This window comes from Cellulomonas sp. P5_C6 (genome assembly GCF_054049635.1).
This window is the reverse complement of the sequence record NZ_JBFULZ010000015.1, coordinates 20,550-38,397: the sequence shown is the minus strand read 5'-3', so window position 1 is coordinate 38,397 and position 17,848 is coordinate 20,550. Positions and strand designations below refer to the sequence as shown.

Sequence of the window (17,848 nt, the reverse complement as noted above, 5' to 3'; positions counted from 1 at the left end):
GCCCAGTCCTCCTCGGTGACGAACACCTGGGCGACGTTCGCCGTCATGGTCGCCAGGTCGACCCGCAGCGGCGGCAGGGTCGTCGCGTCGCCGTCCAGCCACCGCACCGCGTCGGCACCCGGCTTGGCCCGCGCCAGGTCGACGGACGCCCGCGCCGGGTCGACGCCGACGACGTCGAGACCGTGTGCGGCGAGCAGCAGCGCGAAGACCCCGGTGCCGCAGCCCACGTCGAGCACGCTCCGGGCGCCCAGCTCGTCGGCGATCGCGACGTACGCGTCGAGGTCGCTGCGGTCGGGGTCCAGCACGTCGTAGAGCTCCGCGAGGCGGGGGACCTCGAATCCGTCGTCGGCCATCCATCGGACGCTAGGCCGTCCCCGGCTCGACGTCATCGCCCTATGCGGTGACCGATCTCACGCGCCCGCGATTCCTGGCTCCGGGCGGTCCTCTTCTAGACTGCCGCCCGGCGCCGTCCGTGCCCGTGAACCCATCCAGAGAGTGACCGTGGCTACGACCCGTCGCGCCGACATCCAGGGCCTGCGTGCGCTCGCCGTGCTCGCCGTGGTGGCGTTCCACGTCCGGCCTGCCTGGTTCCCCGGCGGGTTCGCCGGCGTCGACGTGTTCTTCGTGATCTCCGGCTACCTGATCACGAGCGCCCTCCTGCGCGGAGCACGCACGGGCCGCGTGGGGCTCGCGGCGTTCTGGGGCCGGCGGATCCGTCGACTCATGCCCGCGGCCACGGTGGTGATCGTCGCCACGCTCCTCGCGTCGGCCGTCGTGATGCCGATGGCGCTGCGGCCGGAGCTCACCCGCCAGGCCGTCGCGTCCGCGCTGTCGATGGAGAACTGGCTGCTGGCCGCCAACTCCGTGAGCTACCTGCACGCGACCGCGCTCCCGAGTCCGTTCCAGCACTTCTGGTCGCTCTCGGTCGAGGAGCAGTTCTACGTGGTGTGGCCCCTGGTCGTCGCCGGCGCGGCCCTCGCGGCCGTACGGCTGCGCCGATCGCCGACGGCCGTGATCGGGGGCGCGGCGGTCGTCCTGGCGGGGGCGTCGCTGGCCTGGTCGGTCGCCGTCTCGCAGAGCCAGGGCGACGTCGCCTACTTCTCCACGGCCACACGTGCCTGGGAGCTGCTGGTGGGTGGCCTGCTCGCCGTCTGGCTCCCGAGGCGACAGCTGCGCCCGGCCGTCGCCCGGCCCGCGTTCGCCGTGGGCCTGGTGCTGGTCGTGGCATCGATCGCCGCGCTCGACAACACCATGGCCTTCCCCGGCTGGGTCGCGCTGCTGCCTACGACGGGAGCCGCCCTGCTCATCGGCGCGGGAGCGACCGCGTTCACGTCGCTCCCCCGCCGGCTGATGGAGTGGCGGCCCGTCACGTACGTCGGCGACATCTCCTACAGCCTCTACCTCTGGCACTGGCCGATCGTCGTCCTCGTCTGCGCCGCGCTGGGCACCGCCACCGTGCCCCGCCTGGCCGTCGTCCCCGTGGTCGCCGCCTCCGTGCTCCTCGCCGCCCTCTCCAAGCGGTACGTCGAGGACCGGTTCCTCCGCGTCGGCCCGCGCCACGCCGCTCGCGCGGGGGCGGTCGCCGCGGTGCGCCGCAGCTCCTACGCCCTCGGCGGGTCGCTGCTCGCGGCTACCGCCCTCACCGTCGCCGTCGTCGTCGCGCTCCCCGAGCCCGCGCCGGCCACCCCCGCGGCCGGGGCCGTCACCGCGTCCGGCTCCGCCTACGCCGGAGCTCGGGTCCTCGACCCGCAGTTCCACGCCGCGACGCCTCCGGACCCCTCGCTGCCTCCCGCACCGACACTGCTCGAGCTGCAGACCACCGAGCCGCAGCTGCGGGACCCCTGCCTGACGCACGCGACCAACGACGCCGTCACGACCTGCACGGGCGGCGTGGCGGACGGCACCCGGACGGTGCTCCTCGCCGGCGACAGCCACACCACGATGTGGCTGCCCGCGTTCGAGGAGCTCGGCCAGAGGTACGGCTGGCACATCGTCGTCGCGGGCAAGCAGTCGTGCCCGCTGGCCACGCTCGACGAGCACGAGGACCCCGACGGCCCGATCTACGGCGGGTGCCGGGCGTGGAACACGCAGATCCGCGACGTCATCCGTGACCTGCACCCCGACCTCGTCGTCACCTCGGCCCGCTTCTACCCCTACCCGCACGGCGACGCCGAGGGCCCGGTCAGCTACGACCGCGAGTCCGGCCTGCAGTACGCCACGCAGTACCGCTTCATCGAGGGCCTCGGGATCCCCGTCGCCGCGGTCACCGAGGTGCCCTACTTCCCGGGCTTCTCGGCGCCCGACTGCCTGTCGCGCGCCGGCGCGACCGTCGCCGACTGCACCGAGCAGATGAATGCCGCACGCGCGACCCCTCCCTCGCGGATCGACTTCGCCGCGAAGGCGGACCCGAAGGTCACGCTGATCGACGTCACCGAGCAGATCTGCCCGGACCGCTGCGACGCCGTGATCGGCAACGTCGTCACCTATCGCGACGACAACCACCTCACGCCGCTCTTCGCGGGAAGCCTCGCGTGGGTGTTCGAGCGCGACCTGCGCGCGAGCCACCCGGACCTGTTCGCCGCCGCCTGAGGGCCGCTCGCCGTCACGGGCCTCCGCGCCAGTGGTCGATCCGGCGGTGGTCCGGGACGAACCCGTGGTCGATCCCCCACAGCACCGCCTTGGTCCGGCTCTCGACCCCGATCTTGCGGTAGACCGAGCGGATGTAGGACTTGACCGTGTTGGGGCTGAGGTAGGTCTGCGCCGCGACGTCCGCGTTGCTCAGACCCTGCGTGATCAGGGCCAGGATCTCTGACTCGCGGTCGGTCAGCCCCTCGGCCCGCCCCGGCCAGTCCAGGCCGTTGGCCGGTCGGACGCGACCGGCCGCTTCGCTGACGACGAACTCACCGGCGTGCACCGCCTCCAGGGCAGCGACCAGCTCGCGCGCCGGCAGCGCCTTGGAGAGGTAGCCGCTCACCCCCTGCGCGCGGGCGCTCGCGACGAGGTCGGGATGGAAGTTCCACGTGAAGACGACCACCCGGCGGGCGCTGGGGTTGCGGACCAGCACGCCGATCTCGTGGTGGTCCGACTCCGGCTGCGCGAACGAGTCGTACAGCACGATGTCCACGACGTCGCTGACCGGCTTGTTCGTGTCGATCTCGGCCACCACCACTCGGTCGCGGTACTGGTCGAKGATCYGCGCGACGCCCATSASCACGACGTCGTAGTCGTCGACSAGGGCGACCGTGATGGGCCTGCTGGGCGTGGGCACCTCTCGACCGTAGACCCCCCTAGGGGTGTACTGCATCCGCCCTAGGGGTGGTGTCGTAGAGACACACACAACCGCTCGCAGAGAGGCATCACCATGCTGGGACTCATCATCTCCGTCATCGTCATCGGGCTCATCGCGGGGCTGCTCGCGCGGCTCGTCGTCCCGGGCAAGCAGGACCTGTCGATCGGCATGACGATCGTCATCGGGATCATCGGCTCGTTCGTCGGCGGCTTCCTGGGCTACCTGCTGTTCCGCAGCGACGCAGCGGACGGCTTCCTGCAGCCCGCCGGGATCGTCGGGTCGATCATCGGCGCGATCATCGTGCTGCTGATCTGGATCCGCGTCGGCGGCCGCCGCTCGGTCACGCGCTGACCTGAACCCGGCCACCGGGGCGCCCCGATGGGTTCACCTTTCGCCGAAGCCGCCCTACGATCACCTGCCGTGTCGATCGATGTCTCCGAGGTGCAAGAGTCCGAGCGGGGCGTCGTACGCCGCCTCATGGAGTTCTATGCCTACGACTGGTCCGAGCTTGACGGCCGGGACGTCGATGCGCACGGCGAGTTCGGCTATCCCTGGCTCGACCACTACTGGACCGACGAGGACCGCCACGCCTTCCTGATCCGCGTCGAGGGGAAGCTGGCCGGCTTCGCACTCGTGCGGCTCGAGACGCGCACCGAGATGGCGGAGTTCTTCATCCTTCGCCGCTACCGCCGTGGCGGCGTAGGCACCGCTTCCGCCGCCACGCTGTTCCACCGTTTCCCAGGCCCGTGGGAGGTGACGCAGCGCCTGACGAATCCGGCAGCGACCGCGTTCTGGAGAACCGCCATCCCGGTCCCTTTTGCCGAGACGACGGCCGACGACAGGGTGCTCCAGACCTTCGAGATCGAAGCCCAGCACTGAGTTCTGGGGCACCCGGCGGCAGCAACCGACTACACGGTGAAGCGGAGCTCCACCACGTTCCGTAGCGGAACAACGGGTGAGCGGTGGCGGACCTGGCTCCCGAGGCTCCGCAGCCAGGTTCGCCGCCCACTCAGGCGCGCTCGACAGGGAACCACAGCTCGCACGTCGCCGTACTGAAGTCCGGCGCATGGTCGAGTACGGAGACGATCGACGGACCAGGGCGCAGCCGCCACGGGTTGGAGGGGAACCACTCCGTCGCAGTCGCGGCGTACGCCTCTTGGAGGGCCGCCGGATGCGAACCGGAGGTGCGGAAGATCACCCATGCTCCGGCATCGACGTCGATCACGTCGAGGTCGTCGGGAGCCTCGGCGTCGACGTCAACCGCCACGCCGTGGAGGTAGGTCAGGTCACTGCCCTCAGCAAAGTCGGGGTCGACGTCAGCACTGACCTGCAGCAGCCCCGAGGGCTCGGCGCCACTGAGCTGCTTGAGGCGCTCGTGCTCGGACGCCGGCAGTGAAGCGATGTGCCGCTGAATGGACGGGTTGACACCCTCGTAGACCAGCGGCACCCGAGCGGCGTAGCCGATCAGCCGGAAGGTGGGTCGTTCGATGATTCGGGCATCCATAGGGTGCCTCCCTTCGACGGTCAGGCGGAACCTGAGCTGCGGTTGACTCCGAAGGGGGCCTCCGTCACGGCGGACGTCGCCATGACTTGCGCCGTGCACGGATCGAAAAGCGCGCCCGAAGGCTTCGGTCGAGCCATATCCGTACCGCAGGGCGATCGTGAGCAAATCCTCGTCCCCGATCACGTCAGCCGCGGCGACGGTCATACGCCGCCGCCGCACGTAGTCAGATACCGGCATGCCCGCCAGTGACGAGAACATGCGACGCGCGTGATAGCCCGTCGTTCCCATCGCTGCAGCCAGATCATCGATATCGATGTCGAGGCCGTCGCCGAGGCGCCGTTCGATCTTGTCGACGAGCCGGTTGAGGATCTCGATCATTGCCGCTCCCTTCGCCCTCCACTCTCGTCGACGCAGCAGACGCTCCGCCCGACTTCTGCGGTTCGGTCTCTGTCGGGTGAGGACGCCGCTGGGCCTGCAGCCCCAGCCTTAGGGTGACGTGGTCCAGGCGAACCTCGTGCCGTTCGACGACACTGCGCTGTCTGGTGTCGATCCCCAGACTCTCGCCACGCTGCCCGTCGGCGGCGACCTGTCCTACGCCTTCGTTGCCGACGCGCGAACGATGCCAGACCAGACGTTCGTCGTTAGCTCGGCCCCGAACGCGGTCGCTGGTTCCGATACGAATCTCCCGCGGTCCAGGCGATCGAGAACGACCTGGCGATCGCGAACATGGACTTCTTCGCGTTCGCGGGCAATGTCGACGAGGACGGCGTCTTCTATACCTCTCGCTGAGCGGCGCCACCAGGTCGTCACGAAGGGTAGATGACGCCGAACGCCGGGGACCGACCCAGGAGGTTCGCCAACCTTGCACCGCGCCTATACGTTAAATCTGAACTCCACCACGTCGCCGTCGGCCATCACGTAGTCCTTGCCCTCGATGCGGGCCTTGCCGGCGGCGCGGGCGGCGGCGACGGAGCCGGCGGCCACGAGGTCGTCGAACGAGATGACCTCGGCCTTGATGAAGCCCTTCTGGAAGTCGGTGTGGATCACGCCGGCGGCCTGCGGGGCCGTCCAGCCCTGGTGGATCGTCCAGGCGCGCGACTCCTTGGGGCCGGCGGTCAGGTAGGACTGCAGGCCGAGGGTGTGGAAGCCGACGCGGGCCAGCTGGTCGAGGCCGGCCTCCTCCTGCCCGTTGTCGGCGAGCATCTCCTTCGCCTCGTCGGGTTCCAGCTCCACCAGCTCGGACTCGAACTTGGCGTCGAGGAAGATGGCGTCGGCGGGGGCGACCAGCGCGCGGAGCTCGTCCTGCATCGCGGTGTCGGCCAGGCCGGCGTCGTCGGTGTTGAAGACGTAGATGAACGGCTTGCTCGTCATGAGCTGGAGCTCGTCGAGGTGCTCGATCTTCTTGCCGGCTTGGGAGAGCGCCTGACCCTTCTCGAGGATCGCGACGGCCTCCTGTGCCGCCGCGAGCAGTCCCGCGTCCGCCTTCTTGGCCCGCACCTCCTTCTCGAGGCGCGGGATTGCCTTCTCGAGAGTCTGCAGGTCCGCGAGGATCAGCTCGGTGGCGATGATCTCGATGTCGTCCTTGGGGTTCACCTCGCCGGAGACGTGCACGACGTCAGGGTCGGCGAACGCGCGGGTGACCTGGCAGATGGCGTCGGCCTCGCGGATGTTGGCCAGGAACTTGTTGCCCAGTCCCTCGCCCTCGCTGGCGCCCTTGACGATGCCGGCGATGTCGACGAACGACACCGTCGCCGGGAGGATGCGCTCCGAGCCGAAGAGCTCGGCCAGGACCGACAGCCGAGGGTCGGGCAGCGGGACGACACCGACGTTGGGCTCGATCGTCGCGAACGGGTAGTTCGCGGCGAGAACCTGCGCGCGGGTCAGCGCGTTGAAGAGGGTGGACTTGCCGACGTTGGGCAGGCCGACGATGCCGATTGTGAGTGCCACGACGAAGGAGTCTAGGCCGCGCGGGCATCAGCCCTCTCCCGAGCCGAGCCGACGGGGCCGTCGTGCGAGACCTCCGCCGGCCAGCGCGATCCCGGCCGCACGCTCCGGCGAGCGTGCGACCGGGATGGCCCGACAGCCCTAGCGACGCCGCCTGCGGGACCCGACGACGACGAGCAGGCCGCTGCCGAGCACGACCGCGAGGACCGCGGCCCAACCGACGACCTGCACGTCGGCGGCGCCCGTCGCAGCGAGCACCGCGGCCCCCGGGGCGGCCACGACCACGGGCGACGACGCGAGCACCACGGACGAGTCCGGCGGCGCGGTGAGGCACGTCGGCGACGACGGCGGGTAGCTGACCGCCACGGTCACCGACGGGTTCACCGAGATCATCACGTGCACGTCCGGCCCACGGGTCCACGCGTAGTTGCCGGTCGTGGCCGTGTACGTGCCGTCCGGGTTGGTGACGTACCCCGGCCAAGCGACACCGTGCCCGTCGAGCCCGACGGCCGCCCCCGGCCACAGCACCGAGAAGGCACCGAGCGGGAACGTGCCCGGGTAGGTGAAGGTGTTGGTCCCGTCCGTGAGCGCGATCGTCGCGACGTCACCCGTGCTCTGGTCGTCCGGGTCCACGAGCACCACGGTGCCCTGCAGGTACGGGGCATCGAGCGAGCAGACCGGGCTGAGCACCGTGCCGTCGAGCGTCGGCTCCCGCAGGACCGGCGGCGGTGGCGGCGAGCACGGCGAGCTGGTCAACATGACCGTGAAGACGGCGGCGCCGCCCTCGGTGGTCGACCAGCCGTCCGGGAGGTCCCCGAAGACGTAGCCCGCGTCCGTCGTGGCCGTCACCGTCACGTCCGACCCCACAGTGGAGGTGACGTACGTGATCCCGGCCTCCGAGCCCGGGACCACCGAGTCGCCGGACGTCCCGCAGACGTCGGTGACCGTCACCGACGGGACGACGACGACCGGGCACTCCTCGGACGGGCTGGGCAGCGCACCCTCGAGCGTGTACGTCCTGCTCATCGTCGCGCCCGACGCGAACGTGTAGCCGGTCCTCGCCGTGGCCGTCAGGGTGTTCCCGTCCCACGACCAGGTGTACGCGTCGGTGTCGGCCGGGGTCGGCGGCAGGGACGTGCCGGCCTGGCAGGTCGGCGGAGTCGGTTCCGGGAACGTCACGTCCGGGGTGGTGATGACGGGGCACTGCTCCCGCGGGAGCCGTGGGAGCAGGTCGAACAGGACGACGAGGGTCCTGCCGTCTGCGGAGACCCGAGGACCGGCCGGGAAGATGTGACCCGGCGTGGCGGTGAAGGTGATCTCGAAGTGCGTCCCACCGTCGGCGACCAGCGGCCCCGCGGTGGCGTTGACCAGGTCGAGCCTGCCGACGACGCCGTCTGCGCTGCAGGTCGGTCCCGTGACGACCACTCTCGCCGAGGCGTCGGCCGTGATGCACGCGTCCGACGACTCGAACGACCAGCCGGTGACGATCTGCTGGTCCTCCGGGTACGGGACCGAACCGGTCAGCCAAGAATCGGCAAGCACGGCCGCGATGGCATCGCGCGGGCCCACGTAGTGGTCCTGCTGGTACGTCACGCCGCAGTCCGCGGGGTGGAGCTTGCCCAGACCGACCAGCGTCTGCGGGAGACCGACCGTGGCGAGCGTCGGGTTGTCCGGGACGTAGTTCGGGGTTCGCCACGTGACCCAGAGGTCACAGACCTCGTCGGCCCCGTCCTGCGACGTGCAGTACGGGCTCAGGTCGTCGGCCGACGGCGTGGCTGTCGCCGTGCCTGCAAAGCCGATCACGCCCACCATTGCCAGACACGCGGCGACCAGCGCCGCAAAGAACTTCCCCATCGTGCCGCTCCCCCTGCGCCGGCGGCTCGGTCCCGCCGTCGCCCCCCTGCTCGAGCGACACGAGACCTGCGACACCCCGGGACCTGCGTCAGACGTCCGCGGCGACGGGGATCGGTAGGTTGCGGGGCCGAGGACGATCGGCGTGCGCGACACCGTCTCGTCCGCCGTCCCGCGAACCGGCGTTACCACCGATGATCGCACGGCATTCCGGACATCTCCTGGTGAACCAGGATGATTCCGACGAGTAGGTGTGACCTCGACCGCGCGAGCGTGCGGTCAGGCGAACGCGACGATGCGCCGCAGCAGGTCCGGGCCGGTGCGGTCCAGCGTGCGACCGCCGACGCGGACCCCGATGGTCAGCAGCGCCGAACCGAGCAGCAGGCCGACGGCCAGCGTGACCCAGCCGAGGGCGGCCGATCCCTGCCGGACGGCGAGGACGGCCAGCACGATCTCCGGCAGGCACAGGGCCACGACGGCCAGCCAGCCGCCGAGCTGTGACGCGAGCGCGGACATCGAGGCGCCCTGCCGGCTCTGGAACGGGTTCTCGCCTGGCATCTGGACCGGGTAGACGACGAGCGCGGAGATGATGCTCGAGCCGCCGAGCGAGGTCAGCAGCACGCCGAACGAGAGGCCGAGCAGCGCCGGGATCAGGACCGCGTTGTGCGTGACCAGGGCGGACCCGACGGCGAGCACGAGCACGGCGGGCACCGCGATGGCGCTGACCGCGATGACGCGGCCGAGCCGGTCCGCCACGCCGTGGAGGGGTGCGGCGACGTGCGTCCAGAACGCGGTTCCGTCGTAGGCCACGTCCGCGGAGATGCCCCAGCCCAGGAGGTAGCCGGCGATCGGGCCGATCAGCAGGACCAGGCCGCCGTCCGGGTTCACCAGGTAGAACACGACCGCGAGCACCGGCACGATCGCCACCGCGAGCGCGTACCGCGGGTCGCGCGCCCAGTAGGTCAGGCAGCGCGCCGTGACCGCACCGAGGGGCGTCGCGGGCAGCCGGTCGAACCAGCCGAGGCCGTGCCCTCGCGCCGAGACGGCCTGGTGCGGCGGGTTGACCAGCGCGTGCGCGAGCGACCGGTCCCAGACCACCGCCACGACGGCCACCGTGAGGACGGCGATCGCGAACCGGGCCGCCGCGAGCGCCCATCGGCCCTCCGCCACCGCGCCCGGCACCGCCCACACGGCCCCGAACGGCGTCCAGGACAGGACGTCGGCGACCCGCTGGACCATCGCCTGCGTGATCGTCGTCCCCGACGCGAGGCGTCCGAGCACGGGGCCGACGACGATGATCGGCAGGACGACGACGGCCGCCATGACCTCGCGGAACCGCCGCCCGCTCATGAGGCTCGACCCCGCCGACGTGGTGGCCCGGGACCCGACGACGCAGGTGGCCAGGGCGAGCACGGAGCAGACGACCCCGACGGCGAGCGCGCTCGGCGTCCGCCACCAGACCCCCACCATCGACAGCACCGCGACGACCGTCACCACGCCGGGGATGCCGAGCAGCCCCGCGATCGCCAGGCCGGTGAGCAGCGAGCGCCGCGGGATGGCGAACGTGACGAAGCGCGCCGGGTCGATGGTCGCGTCGAGCCCGAACGCGACGAGGGGCACGACCCACCACCCGAGCACCAGCACCGAGCCGGCGAGGACGGTCACCAGCCCGCGGATGTCGGGCTCCTGAACGCTCAGGACGGCCATCGAGCCCACGACGACGAACATCGCCAGCAGGCCGTAGACCGCGGCGACGACGAGCCCGACGAGCTGCCACGCGCTGCGGCGCAGACCGTTGCGCAGCAGCGTCAGCTTCAGCCGGACGAGGTGCGCAACCACGCGAGCCCCTCCCCGGTGACGCGGCCGCCGACCAGGTCGACGAAGCGGTCCTCCAGGCTGCCGTCGCCGCGCACCTCGTCGACGGTGCCCGCCGCGAGCACGTGTCCGGCCGCGATGACGGCGACGTGGTCGCACATCCGCTGCACCAGGTCCATGACGTGCGACGACACGATGACCGTGCCGCCGGAGCGCACGTACGACGCGAGGATGTCSCGGATGTTCGCCGCGGACACSGGGTCCACSGCCTCGAACGGCTCGTCSAGCACCAGCAGCCGSGGCGCGTGCACCAGCGCGCACGCCAGCGCGACCTTCTTGGTCATGCCCGCGGAGTACTCGACGACCAGCTTCTTCGCGTCCACGGTGAGGTCGAGGGCGGCCAGCAGGTCGGTGGCCCGCGCGGCGACCGTCTCGCGGTCGAGCCCCTGCAGCAGGCCGGCGTAGGTGATCAGCTGCTCGCCCGTCAGCCGGTCGAAGAGTCGGACGCCGTCGGGCAGGACCCCGAGCAGGGCCTTGACCTCGATGGGTGCCGCCCAGAGGTCACGGCCGTGCACCAGGACCGTGCCGAAGTCCGGCTGGAGCAGGCCCGTCGCCATCGACAACGTGGTCGTCTTGCCCGCGCCGTTGGGGCCGACGAGCCCGAAGAACGAGCCGGCGGGCACCACCAGGTCGATGCCGGAGACGGCGATCTTGTCCCCGAACCGGCGCCACAGGCCGCGGAGCTCGAGTGCGGGTGGGGGCGTGACCTGGTCGAGCATCGGGCCAGCATAGGGGCGGGCCCGGACATGACGGTCGGTGACGGCGGCCCTGTCAGTGGCCCGTGCGAGGGTCTCGGCATGGACATCACCTTCGTGGTCGTGGCGGTGCTGGCGGCCCTGGCGGGGCTCGCCGCGGGCTGGGCGCTCGCGGCCGGTCGTGCGCAGGGACAGGTCCGCGCGGCGGAGCGGTCGGCCGAGCGCGCCATGGCCGAGCTGTCGGCCCGGACGTCCGACTCGGCGCGGCTCGCGGACCAGTTCCAGGCCCTCGCCGCCGACGCTCTCGCGACGAGCACCGACCAGTTCCTCGCGCTGGCCCACCAGCGGTTCGCGGCCGACCACCAGACGCAGGTCGGCGAGCTCACGCAGCGCGAGCAGGCCGTGCGGGCGATGGTCGAGCCCCTCTCGCGCACGCTCGACCAGGTGCGTGCCGAGCTGTCGACCGCCGAGCAGGCGAGGGCGGCCGGCCAGGCGGCGCTCGGCGAGCAGGTGCGCGCGATGCAGCAGGCGTCCGAGCACCTCCGCGGTGAGACCGCGCAGCTGGTCACCGCGCTGCGGTCGTCGCAGGTGCGCGGCAAGTGGGGCGAGCTCCAGCTCAAGCGCGTCGTCGAGGCCGCCGGGATGCTCGCGCAGGTGGACTTCGTCGAGCAGGACCAGGTGCGCACGGACGACGGGCTGCTGCGACCGGACATGGTGATCAAGCTCGCCGGCGGCAAGAACGTGGTGGTCGACGCCAAGGTGGCCTTCCTCGGGTTCCTCGACGCGGCGCAGGCGACCGACGAGCGCGTCCGGGCCGAGCGGCTCGCGGCGCACGCGCGGCACGTCCGGGCGCACGTCGACGACCTGTCCGCCAAGCGCTACTGGGACCAGTTCGCGCCGGCCCCGGAGTTCGTCGTGATGTTCGTGCCGGCCGAGTCCTTCCTGCACGCGGCCGCCGAGCAGGACCCCGGGCTGATCGAGTACGCGTTCGAGCGCAACGTCGTCATCGCCACGCCGACCACGCTGCTCGCACTCCTGCGGACCATCTCCTACGCCTGGCGCCAGGACGCCCTGGCCAGCAACGCGCAGGCGGTCCTCACGCTCGGGAAGGAGCTGCACGGCCGGCTGGCGACGATGGGATCGCACCTCGCCCGGCTCGGTCGGGCGATCGACTCGGCGGCCGGCGCCTACAACCAGACGGTGTCGTCGCTGGAGACGCGCGTGCTGGTCAGCGCCCGGCGGTTCGCCGACCTGCACGTGGTGGACGCGGACCTGCCGATGCCCGACCCGGTCAACCCGCAGCTCTCCGCGGTGAGCGCACCCGAGCTGGTGGCGTCGGCGGAGGAGCAGTTCGTCGTGTTCGACGGCCGCGCGGAACGCGACGAGCGAGCGCTGCGCGCCGAGCGGGTGGTCGCACCCACGGACGCCGAGACCGCCTGAGCTAGGCGGGCTGGACGTCCAGGGACCGGCGTCCGTCGCGGCGCGGGACCTCGGGAGCCTTGCCGGCGGCCTTCAGGTCGGCGCGCAGCTCGCGGGGCAGCGAGAACATGAGGTCCTCGGTCGCGGTGCGCACCTCCTGCACGTCGCCGAAGCCGTGCTCGGCCAGCAGCTCGAGGACGTCGCGCACCAGGATCTCGGGCACCGAGGCGCCCGACGTCACGCCCACCGTGGTGACCCCGTCGAGCCACGCGAGGTCGATCTCGGAGGCGCTGTCCACCCGGTGGGAGCTGCGCGCGCCGGCATCGAGGGCGACCTCGACCAGGCGCACCGAGTTCGACGAGTTCGCCGAACCGACCGTGATCACCAGGTCGCACTCCGGCGCCAGCTTCTTCACCGCGACCTGACGGTTCTGGGTGGCGTAGCAGATGTCGTCGCTGGGCGGGTCCTGCAGGTTGGGGAACCGCTCGCGCAGGAGGCGGACGGTGTCCATCGTCTCGTCGACCGACAGCGTGGTCTGTGAGATCCAGATGAGCTTGTCGGGGTCGCGGACCACCACGTCGGCGACCGCGGCCGGGGAGTTCACCACCTGGATGTGGTCAGGGGCCTCGCCGTACGTGCCCTCGACCTCCTCGTGCCCGTCGTGACCGATGAGCAGGATGTCGTAGTCCTCGGACGCGAAGCGCACGGCCTCCTTGTGCACCTTGGTGACCAGCGGGCACGTCGCGTCGATCGTCTGCAGCGACCGGGCGGCGGCCGCGGCGTGGACGGCCGGGGACACCCCGTGCGCGGAGAACACGACCCGGGCCCCCTCGGGGACCTCGTCGGTCTCGTCCACGAAGACCGCGCCGCGGGCCGCGAGGGTCTCGACGACGTACTTGTTGTGCACGATCTCCTTGCGGACGTACACCGGGGCGCCGTAGTGCTCGAGCGCCTTCTCGACCGCGATGACCGCGCGGTCGACGCCGGCGCAGTAGCCGCGCGGGGCGGCGAGCAGGACCCGCTTGCCGACGACGGTCTGGGTCGCGTCGCCGGGGACCGGGCCGTCGGGCGTCGAGGAAGTCACGGTCAGGAGTCTAGTTCGGCGCGCCCGATCGACCCTGCCGTGGGGTTGTGACGTGCACCCGACCCGCACGGCCCCACCACGGACTGCTGGGGCGGACGCGCGGGTCGGTCGGGCTCGGTGGGCTCGGCCAGGCTCGGTTGTCGGCGGGATGAGGCAGGCTGGGCGCGTGAGCACCGGTCCCATCACCAGCCCGCCGGCGGCCGGCCCCCTGCCGTTGCGCGCCGCGGACACTACGCCCGACCGCCCGTGGCCCGTCCGCCACCTCGCACCCAAGATCGCCGACTACATCGCGAAGATGCCGCCGGTCTGGGTCGAGGGCCAGGTGCTCAACCTCAAGAAGTGGAACAGCCTCTACTTCCTCACGCTGCGGGACACCGACCTCGACATGTCGCTGTCCGTGACCGCGCCGGCGTCCGCGATCGGACCGCTGGCGGAGCGGCTGGCGGACGGTGCGCACCTCGTCGTGCACGCGCGGCCGCAATACCACGCCAAGAAGGGCACGCTCTCGTTCTCGGCCGACGACGTCCGGCTGGTCGGACTCGGCGAGCTGCTGGCCCGCATCGAGCACCTCAAGGGCGTGCTGGGGGCCGAGGGCCTGTTCGACCCTTCGCGCAAGCGCGCGCTGCCGTTCCTCCCGGCCGTGGTCGGGCTGATCGTCGCGCAGCAGGGGGACGCCGAGCACGACGTGGTGTCCAACGCGCGCGCCCGCTGGTCGGCCGTGCAGTTCGAGATCCGGCGCGTCACCGTGCAGGGACCGCGAGCCGTGCCCGAGGTCAGCGCGGCGATCGCGGAGCTGGACCGGGACCCCCGCGTCGAGGTCATCGTGGTCGCGCGCGGCGGCGGCTCGTTCGAGGACCTCCTGCCGTTCAGCAACGAGTCCCTGGTCCGTGTAGCGGCGGCCTGCCGCACCCCGCTGGTCAGCGCGATCGGCCACCACCTCGACAGCCCGCTGCTGGACCTGGTCGCGGACCTGCGCGCCTCGACCCCGACCGACGCGGCGAAGCGGATTGTGCCGGACGTGAGCGAGGAGCGCGCCCGCCTGAGTCAGGCTCGGCTGCGAGCCCGGGCGGCACTGACGGCGCGGCTCACCCGCGAGCAGACCGGGCTCGACCACTGGCGCAGCCGGCCGGTCCTGCTCAACCCGACCACGCTGGTCGACCTGCACGAGAGCCGGTTGACGGTCCTGCGCGACCACGCCCGGCGCTCCCTGCACACCGCCCTGGTGCACGGTCGGGCCGAGGTGGCCGGCCTCGCCGCGCAGGTCAGGGCCCTGTCCCCCGCCGCGACCCTCGACCGCGGGTACGCCGTCGTGCGGCGCGCGGACGGGCACGTGGTGCGGGACCCCGCCGAGGTCGCGGCCGACGACCCGCTGCGCATCCGCGTCGCCCTGGGCGAGCTCGCGGCGAAGGTCACGGGCTGACCGAGGACCGACTGCCGCGCGCCCGTGGATCGCGACGGAGCGCACGGCCGCCGAGGGCGCTGGCCGCCGGTTCGGTCGTCGGTCGCCGACGGCGCGCGGTCGTCCGTTCGGTCGTGGGTACCCGACGGCGGCGGTCGCCCGTTCGGTCGTCGGTCGTTGGTCGCCGAGGGCGCCGGTAGCGCACCCTGACGCGTCTCGGCCAGCGCTCGTGCGGCCGGTGGTGTCGGCGAGTCCTGGTTGACTGTGCTCGTGCCGAAGCCGTCCCAGACCCCGTCCCCCGACACCACGCCGCAGCCGGCCCACGCCGACGTCGCCGGCCTCGGCTACGAGGAGGCGCGCGACGAGCTCGTCGCCGTGGTCGCGCGACTGGAGGCCGGCGCCGCGACCCTCGAGGAGTCGCTGACCCTCTGGGAGCGCGGTGAGGCGCTCGCCGCCCGGTGCCAGGAGTGGCTGGACGGCGCGCGGGAGCGGTTGAGCGCGGTGCGGGACGTCCCCGGCACCGCCGCGGACCCCGAGGACGAGGAGTCCTGATGAGCACCACGTCAGCGGAGCGGGCCCTCGTCGTCGGCGAGGCGCTCATCGACGTCGTCGCGCGGCCGGACGGCACGCGTGCGCAGCACCCCGGCGGCAGCCCGGCCAACGTCGCGCTCGGCCTCGGCCGGCTCGGCCGCTCCGTGGACCTGCTCACCTGGCTGGGTCACGACGCCGACGGCGACCTGGTCCGGGCACACCTGCGGGAGTCCGGCGTGCACGTGCTCGAGGGCAACCGGTCGGCCGCGCGGACCCCGCTGGCGACGGCGCACATCGGCCAGGACGGGGCCGCCTCCTACGAGTTCGACCTCGAGTGGGACCTGCCGGAGACGTGGGACGAGGAGCCCGGCGAGCCGCTCGTCGTGCACACCGGGTCGATCGCGACCGTGCTGCAGCCGGGAGGTGCCGTGGTCGAGAAGATCCTGGCCCGTCGTCGGTCCGGCTCGACCATCACCTACGACCCCAACCTCCGGCCCGTGCTCATGGGGTCCCCGGAGCACGCGCTCCGCGTGGTGGACGCCATGGTCCGGCTCGCGGACGTGGTCAAGGTCAGCGACGAGGACCTCGCGTGGCTGCACCCCGGGGTCGCGCCGGCGGAGATCGCCGAGCAGTGGAGCCGGTCCGGGCCGTCGCTGGTCGTCGTGACGCACGGCGGCGAGGGGGCCTTCGCCAGCACGTCGGCGGGTGCCCGGCTCTCGGTCGCGGCGCCGAAGGTGCAGGTGGCGGACACCGTCGGCGCGGGCGACTCGTTCATGGGCGGCCTGATCGACGGGCTCTGGACGGCCGGGCTGCTCGGCGCCGACCGACGGCAGGCGCTCGCCGACGTGGACACCGAGACCGTGCAGCGGGTGCTGGAGCGCTGCGCGCGGATCGCGGCGATCACCGTGTCCCGGGCAGGCGCCAACCCCCCGCGCCTGGCCGAGCTGGACTGAGCGAGCCGTCCGTCAGGCGCGCGCCTTCTCGCGGGCCTGGGCGCGCTCGAGGGAGGCCTTGCGGTCGGCCTCGTTCTCGCGGTCGAGCGCCTCGGCGGCGGCGCCGTCCCAGGTGAGGTTCTCCCCGCTCTCGGGGTCGAACACCATCATCCGGGCGGGGTCGAACCACAGGGTCGCGTCGCGGCCGTCCCGGATCTTGGTCTCCGACGGGAGCGCGACGATCAGCTGCGTGCGCAGACCCTCGCCGTCCAGGTCGCGGTCGAGCTCCTCGAGCGTCGTCGCGACGTCCGGGTTCGTGTCGAACGGGATGTACGCGTAGAGCTCGGAGCCGAGCCACTCGGTGACGTCCACGGGCGCGGAGAAGGAGACGCCGCTGCCCTTGCGCCCGTCCTCGAGGAGGGCCTCGTCCTCGAAGTGCTCGGGGCGGATGCCGACGATGACGATCTCCTTGCCCTTCAGCTTGGGGGCCAGGTCCGCGGAGATCGGGACCTCGGCGAACGGCAGCTTCATGGTCGACCCGCTGATCTCGCCCGGCAGGAAGTTCATGGGCGGCGACCCGATGAAGCCGGCGACGAACAGGTTGACCGGCTGCTCGTACAGTCCCCGCGGGCTGGCCACCTGCTGGAGCTCCCCCTTGCGCAAGACGGCCACCCTGTCGCCGAGGGTCATGGCCTCGGTCTGGTCGTGGGTGACGTAGACGGTGGTCGTGCCGAGGCGGCGCTGCATGCGCGCGATCTCGGTGCGCATCTGCCCGCGCAGCTTGGCGTCGAGGTTGGACAGGGGCTCGTCGAAGAGGAACGCCTCGGCCTCGCGCACGATCGCGCGGCCCATCGCGACGCGCTGGCGCTGACCGCCGGACAGGTTGGCGGGCTTGCGGTCGAGGTGGTCCTGGAGCTCGAGGGTCTTGGCGGCGAACTCGACCTTCTCGCGGATCTCGGCGTCGGTGAACTGCCCCTTCTGCAGGCGCAGCGGGAACGCGATGTTCTCGAAGACCGTCAGGTGCGGGTACAGGGCGTAGTTCTGGAACACCATCGCCAGGTGCCGGTCGCGCGGGGCCTTGTCGTTGACCCGCTTGCCGCCGATCTGCAGGTCACCCGCCGTGATGTCCTCGAGGCCCACGATCATGCGCAGCAGCGTCGACTTCCCGCAGCCCGACGGGCCGACGAGGATCACGAACTCGCCGTCGGCGATGTCCAGGCTCACGCCCTTCACGGCGAGGAAGCCGTCGCCGTACTGCTTGACGATGTCCTTGAGGGTGATGGCGGCCATCGGATCTCCTTCGTGGGACGGACTGCGCGCGTGGA

Annotated in this window: 16 protein-coding genes and 1 pseudogene; 8 read left to right on the top strand and 9 right to left on the bottom strand. The window is 72.0% G+C overall.

The annotated features are described in order from the left end of the window. A partial coding sequence (locus ACXJKG_RS03285; RefSeq protein WP_456844330.1) for a class I SAM-dependent methyltransferase occupies nt 1-353 on the bottom strand: 353 nt, incomplete at its 3' end. 148 nt (nt 354-501) lie between these two features. Here ACXJKG_RS03285 and ACXJKG_RS03280 point away from each other — a divergent pair. Beyond that, nucleotides 502-2,589, top strand: a complete 2,088-nt coding sequence (locus tag ACXJKG_RS03280) for an acyltransferase family protein (protein WP_456844329.1) — start codon at nt 502-504, stop codon at nt 2,587-2,589. A 13-nt stretch (nt 2,590-2,602) separates the two neighbouring features. Here ACXJKG_RS03280 and ACXJKG_RS03275 read toward each other — a convergent pair whose 3' ends face one another. Then, nucleotides 2,603-3,268, bottom strand: coding sequence for a LuxR C-terminal-related transcriptional regulator (locus tag ACXJKG_RS03275; RefSeq protein ID WP_456844328.1), 666 nt, complete (start codon nt 3,266-3,268; stop codon nt 2,603-2,605). A gap of 93 nt (nt 3,269-3,361) precedes the next feature. Here ACXJKG_RS03275 and ACXJKG_RS03270 point away from each other — a divergent pair, with 93 nt between their 5' ends. Together ACXJKG_RS03270 and ACXJKG_RS03265 are read left to right on the top strand one after the other, a co-directional pair. Next, the gene (locus ACXJKG_RS03270; protein ID WP_456844327.1) at nt 3,362-3,640 is read left to right on the top strand and encodes a GlsB/YeaQ/YmgE family stress response membrane protein; all 279 of its coding nucleotides are present in this window, start codon (nt 3,362-3,364) and stop codon (nt 3,638-3,640) included. Between the two features lie 69 nt (nt 3,641-3,709). Further along, on the top strand, nt 3,710-4,168 hold the full coding sequence (locus ACXJKG_RS03265) for a GNAT family N-acetyltransferase (RefSeq protein WP_456844326.1): 459 nt from the start codon (nt 3,710-3,712) through the stop codon (nt 4,166-4,168). 130 nt (nt 4,169-4,298) lie between these two features. Here ACXJKG_RS03265 and ACXJKG_RS03260 read toward each other — a convergent pair whose 3' ends face one another. Continuing rightward, nucleotides 4,299-5,171 carry an AraC family transcriptional regulator gene (locus ACXJKG_RS03260; RefSeq protein ID WP_456844325.1) on the bottom strand — a complete coding sequence of 291 codons (873 nt, stop codon included), beginning with the start codon at nt 5,169-5,171 and terminating at the stop codon, nt 4,299-4,301. A gap of 288 nt (nt 5,172-5,459) precedes the next feature. Between ACXJKG_RS03260 and ACXJKG_RS03255 the strand changes: the two are divergent. Then, nucleotides 5,460-5,582 (top strand): annotated as a pseudogene (locus tag ACXJKG_RS03255) (DUF6924 domain-containing protein); the annotation flags it as partial. 84 nt (nt 5,583-5,666) lie between these two features. On the opposite strand, the gene ychF reads toward ACXJKG_RS03255, so the two are convergent. The 4 genes from ychF to ACXJKG_RS03235 form a co-directional block, all read right to left on the bottom strand. Beyond that, entirely contained in the window at nt 5,667-6,740 is a 1,074-nt protein-coding gene (gene ychF, locus ACXJKG_RS03250; protein WP_456844324.1) for a redox-regulated ATPase YchF, read from the bottom strand. A gap of 138 nt (nt 6,741-6,878) precedes the next feature. Beyond that, the gene (locus ACXJKG_RS03245; RefSeq protein ID WP_456844323.1) at nt 6,879-8,591 is read right to left on the bottom strand and encodes a hypothetical protein; all 1,713 of its coding nucleotides are present in this window, start codon (nt 8,589-8,591) and stop codon (nt 6,879-6,881) included. Between the two features lie 276 nt (nt 8,592-8,867). Further along, nucleotides 8,868-10,427 carry a hypothetical protein gene (locus ACXJKG_RS03240; protein WP_456844322.1) on the bottom strand — a complete coding sequence of 520 codons (1,560 nt, stop codon included), beginning with the start codon at nt 10,425-10,427 and terminating at the stop codon, nt 8,868-8,870. Next, on the bottom strand, nt 10,403-11,182 hold the full coding sequence (locus ACXJKG_RS03235) for an ABC transporter ATP-binding protein (protein WP_456844321.1): 780 nt from the start codon (nt 11,180-11,182) through the stop codon (nt 10,403-10,405). The genes ACXJKG_RS03240 and ACXJKG_RS03235 overlap by 25 nt, the downstream gene beginning before the upstream one ends. A gap of 78 nt (nt 11,183-11,260) precedes the next feature. On the opposite strand from ACXJKG_RS03235, the gene rmuC reads away from it, so the two are divergent. Next, the gene (rmuC, locus tag ACXJKG_RS03230; RefSeq protein ID WP_456844320.1) at nt 11,261-12,598 is read left to right on the top strand and encodes a DNA recombination protein RmuC; all 1,338 of its coding nucleotides are present in this window, start codon (nt 11,261-11,263) and stop codon (nt 12,596-12,598) included. Between the two features lies 1 nt (nt 12,599). Here the strand turns inward: rmuC and ACXJKG_RS03225 are convergent, their stop codons facing one another. Next, nucleotides 12,600-13,661, bottom strand: a complete 1,062-nt coding sequence (locus tag ACXJKG_RS03225) for a 4-hydroxy-3-methylbut-2-enyl diphosphate reductase (RefSeq protein ID WP_456844319.1) — start codon at nt 13,659-13,661, stop codon at nt 12,600-12,602. A gap of 148 nt (nt 13,662-13,809) precedes the next feature. Between ACXJKG_RS03225 and xseA the strand changes: the two genes are divergently transcribed. From xseA to ACXJKG_RS03210, 3 genes are all read left to right on the top strand, one after another. Next, nucleotides 13,810-15,081: an exodeoxyribonuclease VII large subunit gene (gene xseA / locus ACXJKG_RS03220; protein WP_456844318.1), complete on the top strand. Its 1,272-nt coding sequence runs from the start codon at nt 13,810-13,812 to the stop codon at nt 15,079-15,081. A 249-nt stretch (nt 15,082-15,330) separates the two neighbouring features. Then, nucleotides 15,331-15,612 (top strand): exodeoxyribonuclease VII small subunit, encoded by a 282-nt coding sequence (locus ACXJKG_RS03215; RefSeq protein ID WP_456844317.1) that lies wholly within the window; start codon nt 15,331-15,333, stop codon nt 15,610-15,612. Next, on the top strand, nt 15,612-16,544 hold the full coding sequence (locus ACXJKG_RS03210) for a carbohydrate kinase family protein (RefSeq protein WP_456844316.1): 933 nt from the start codon (nt 15,612-15,614) through the stop codon (nt 16,542-16,544). Before ACXJKG_RS03215 ends, ACXJKG_RS03210 begins: the two co-directional genes overlap by 1 nt. 12 nt (nt 16,545-16,556) lie before the next feature. On the opposite strand, the gene ACXJKG_RS03205 is transcribed toward ACXJKG_RS03210, so the two are convergent. Further along, nucleotides 16,557-17,813, bottom strand: coding sequence for an ABC transporter ATP-binding protein (locus tag ACXJKG_RS03205; protein WP_456844315.1), 1,257 nt, complete (start codon nt 17,811-17,813; stop codon nt 16,557-16,559). Between the last annotated feature and the right edge of the window lie 35 nt (nt 17,814-17,848).

What these genes read in the sequence shown, in the direction of transcription:
- ACXJKG_RS03260 (WP_456844325.1), bottom strand. Translation starts at nt 5,171, where the DNA reads ATGATCGAGATCCTCAACCGGCTCGTCGACAAGATCGAACGGCGCCTC.
- xseA (WP_456844318.1), top strand. Translation starts at nt 13,810, where the DNA reads ATGAGGCAGGCTGGGCGCGTGAGCACCGGTCCCATCACCAGCCCGCCG.
- ACXJKG_RS03245 (WP_456844323.1), bottom strand. Translation starts at nt 8,591, where the DNA reads ATGGGGAAGTTCTTTGCGGCGCTGGTCGCCGCGTGTCTGGCAATGGTG.
- rmuC (WP_456844320.1), top strand. Translation starts at nt 11,261, where the DNA reads ATGGACATCACCTTCGTGGTCGTGGCGGTGCTGGCGGCCCTGGCGGGG.
- ACXJKG_RS03205 (WP_456844315.1), bottom strand. Translation starts at nt 17,813, where the DNA reads ATGGCCGCCATCACCCTCAAGGACATCGTCAAGCAGTACGGCGACGGC.
- ACXJKG_RS03210 (WP_456844316.1), top strand. Translation starts at nt 15,612, where the DNA reads ATGAGCACCACGTCAGCGGAGCGGGCCCTCGTCGTCGGCGAGGCGCTC.
- ACXJKG_RS03270 (WP_456844327.1), top strand. Translation starts at nt 3,362, where the DNA reads ATGCTGGGACTCATCATCTCCGTCATCGTCATCGGGCTCATCGCGGGG.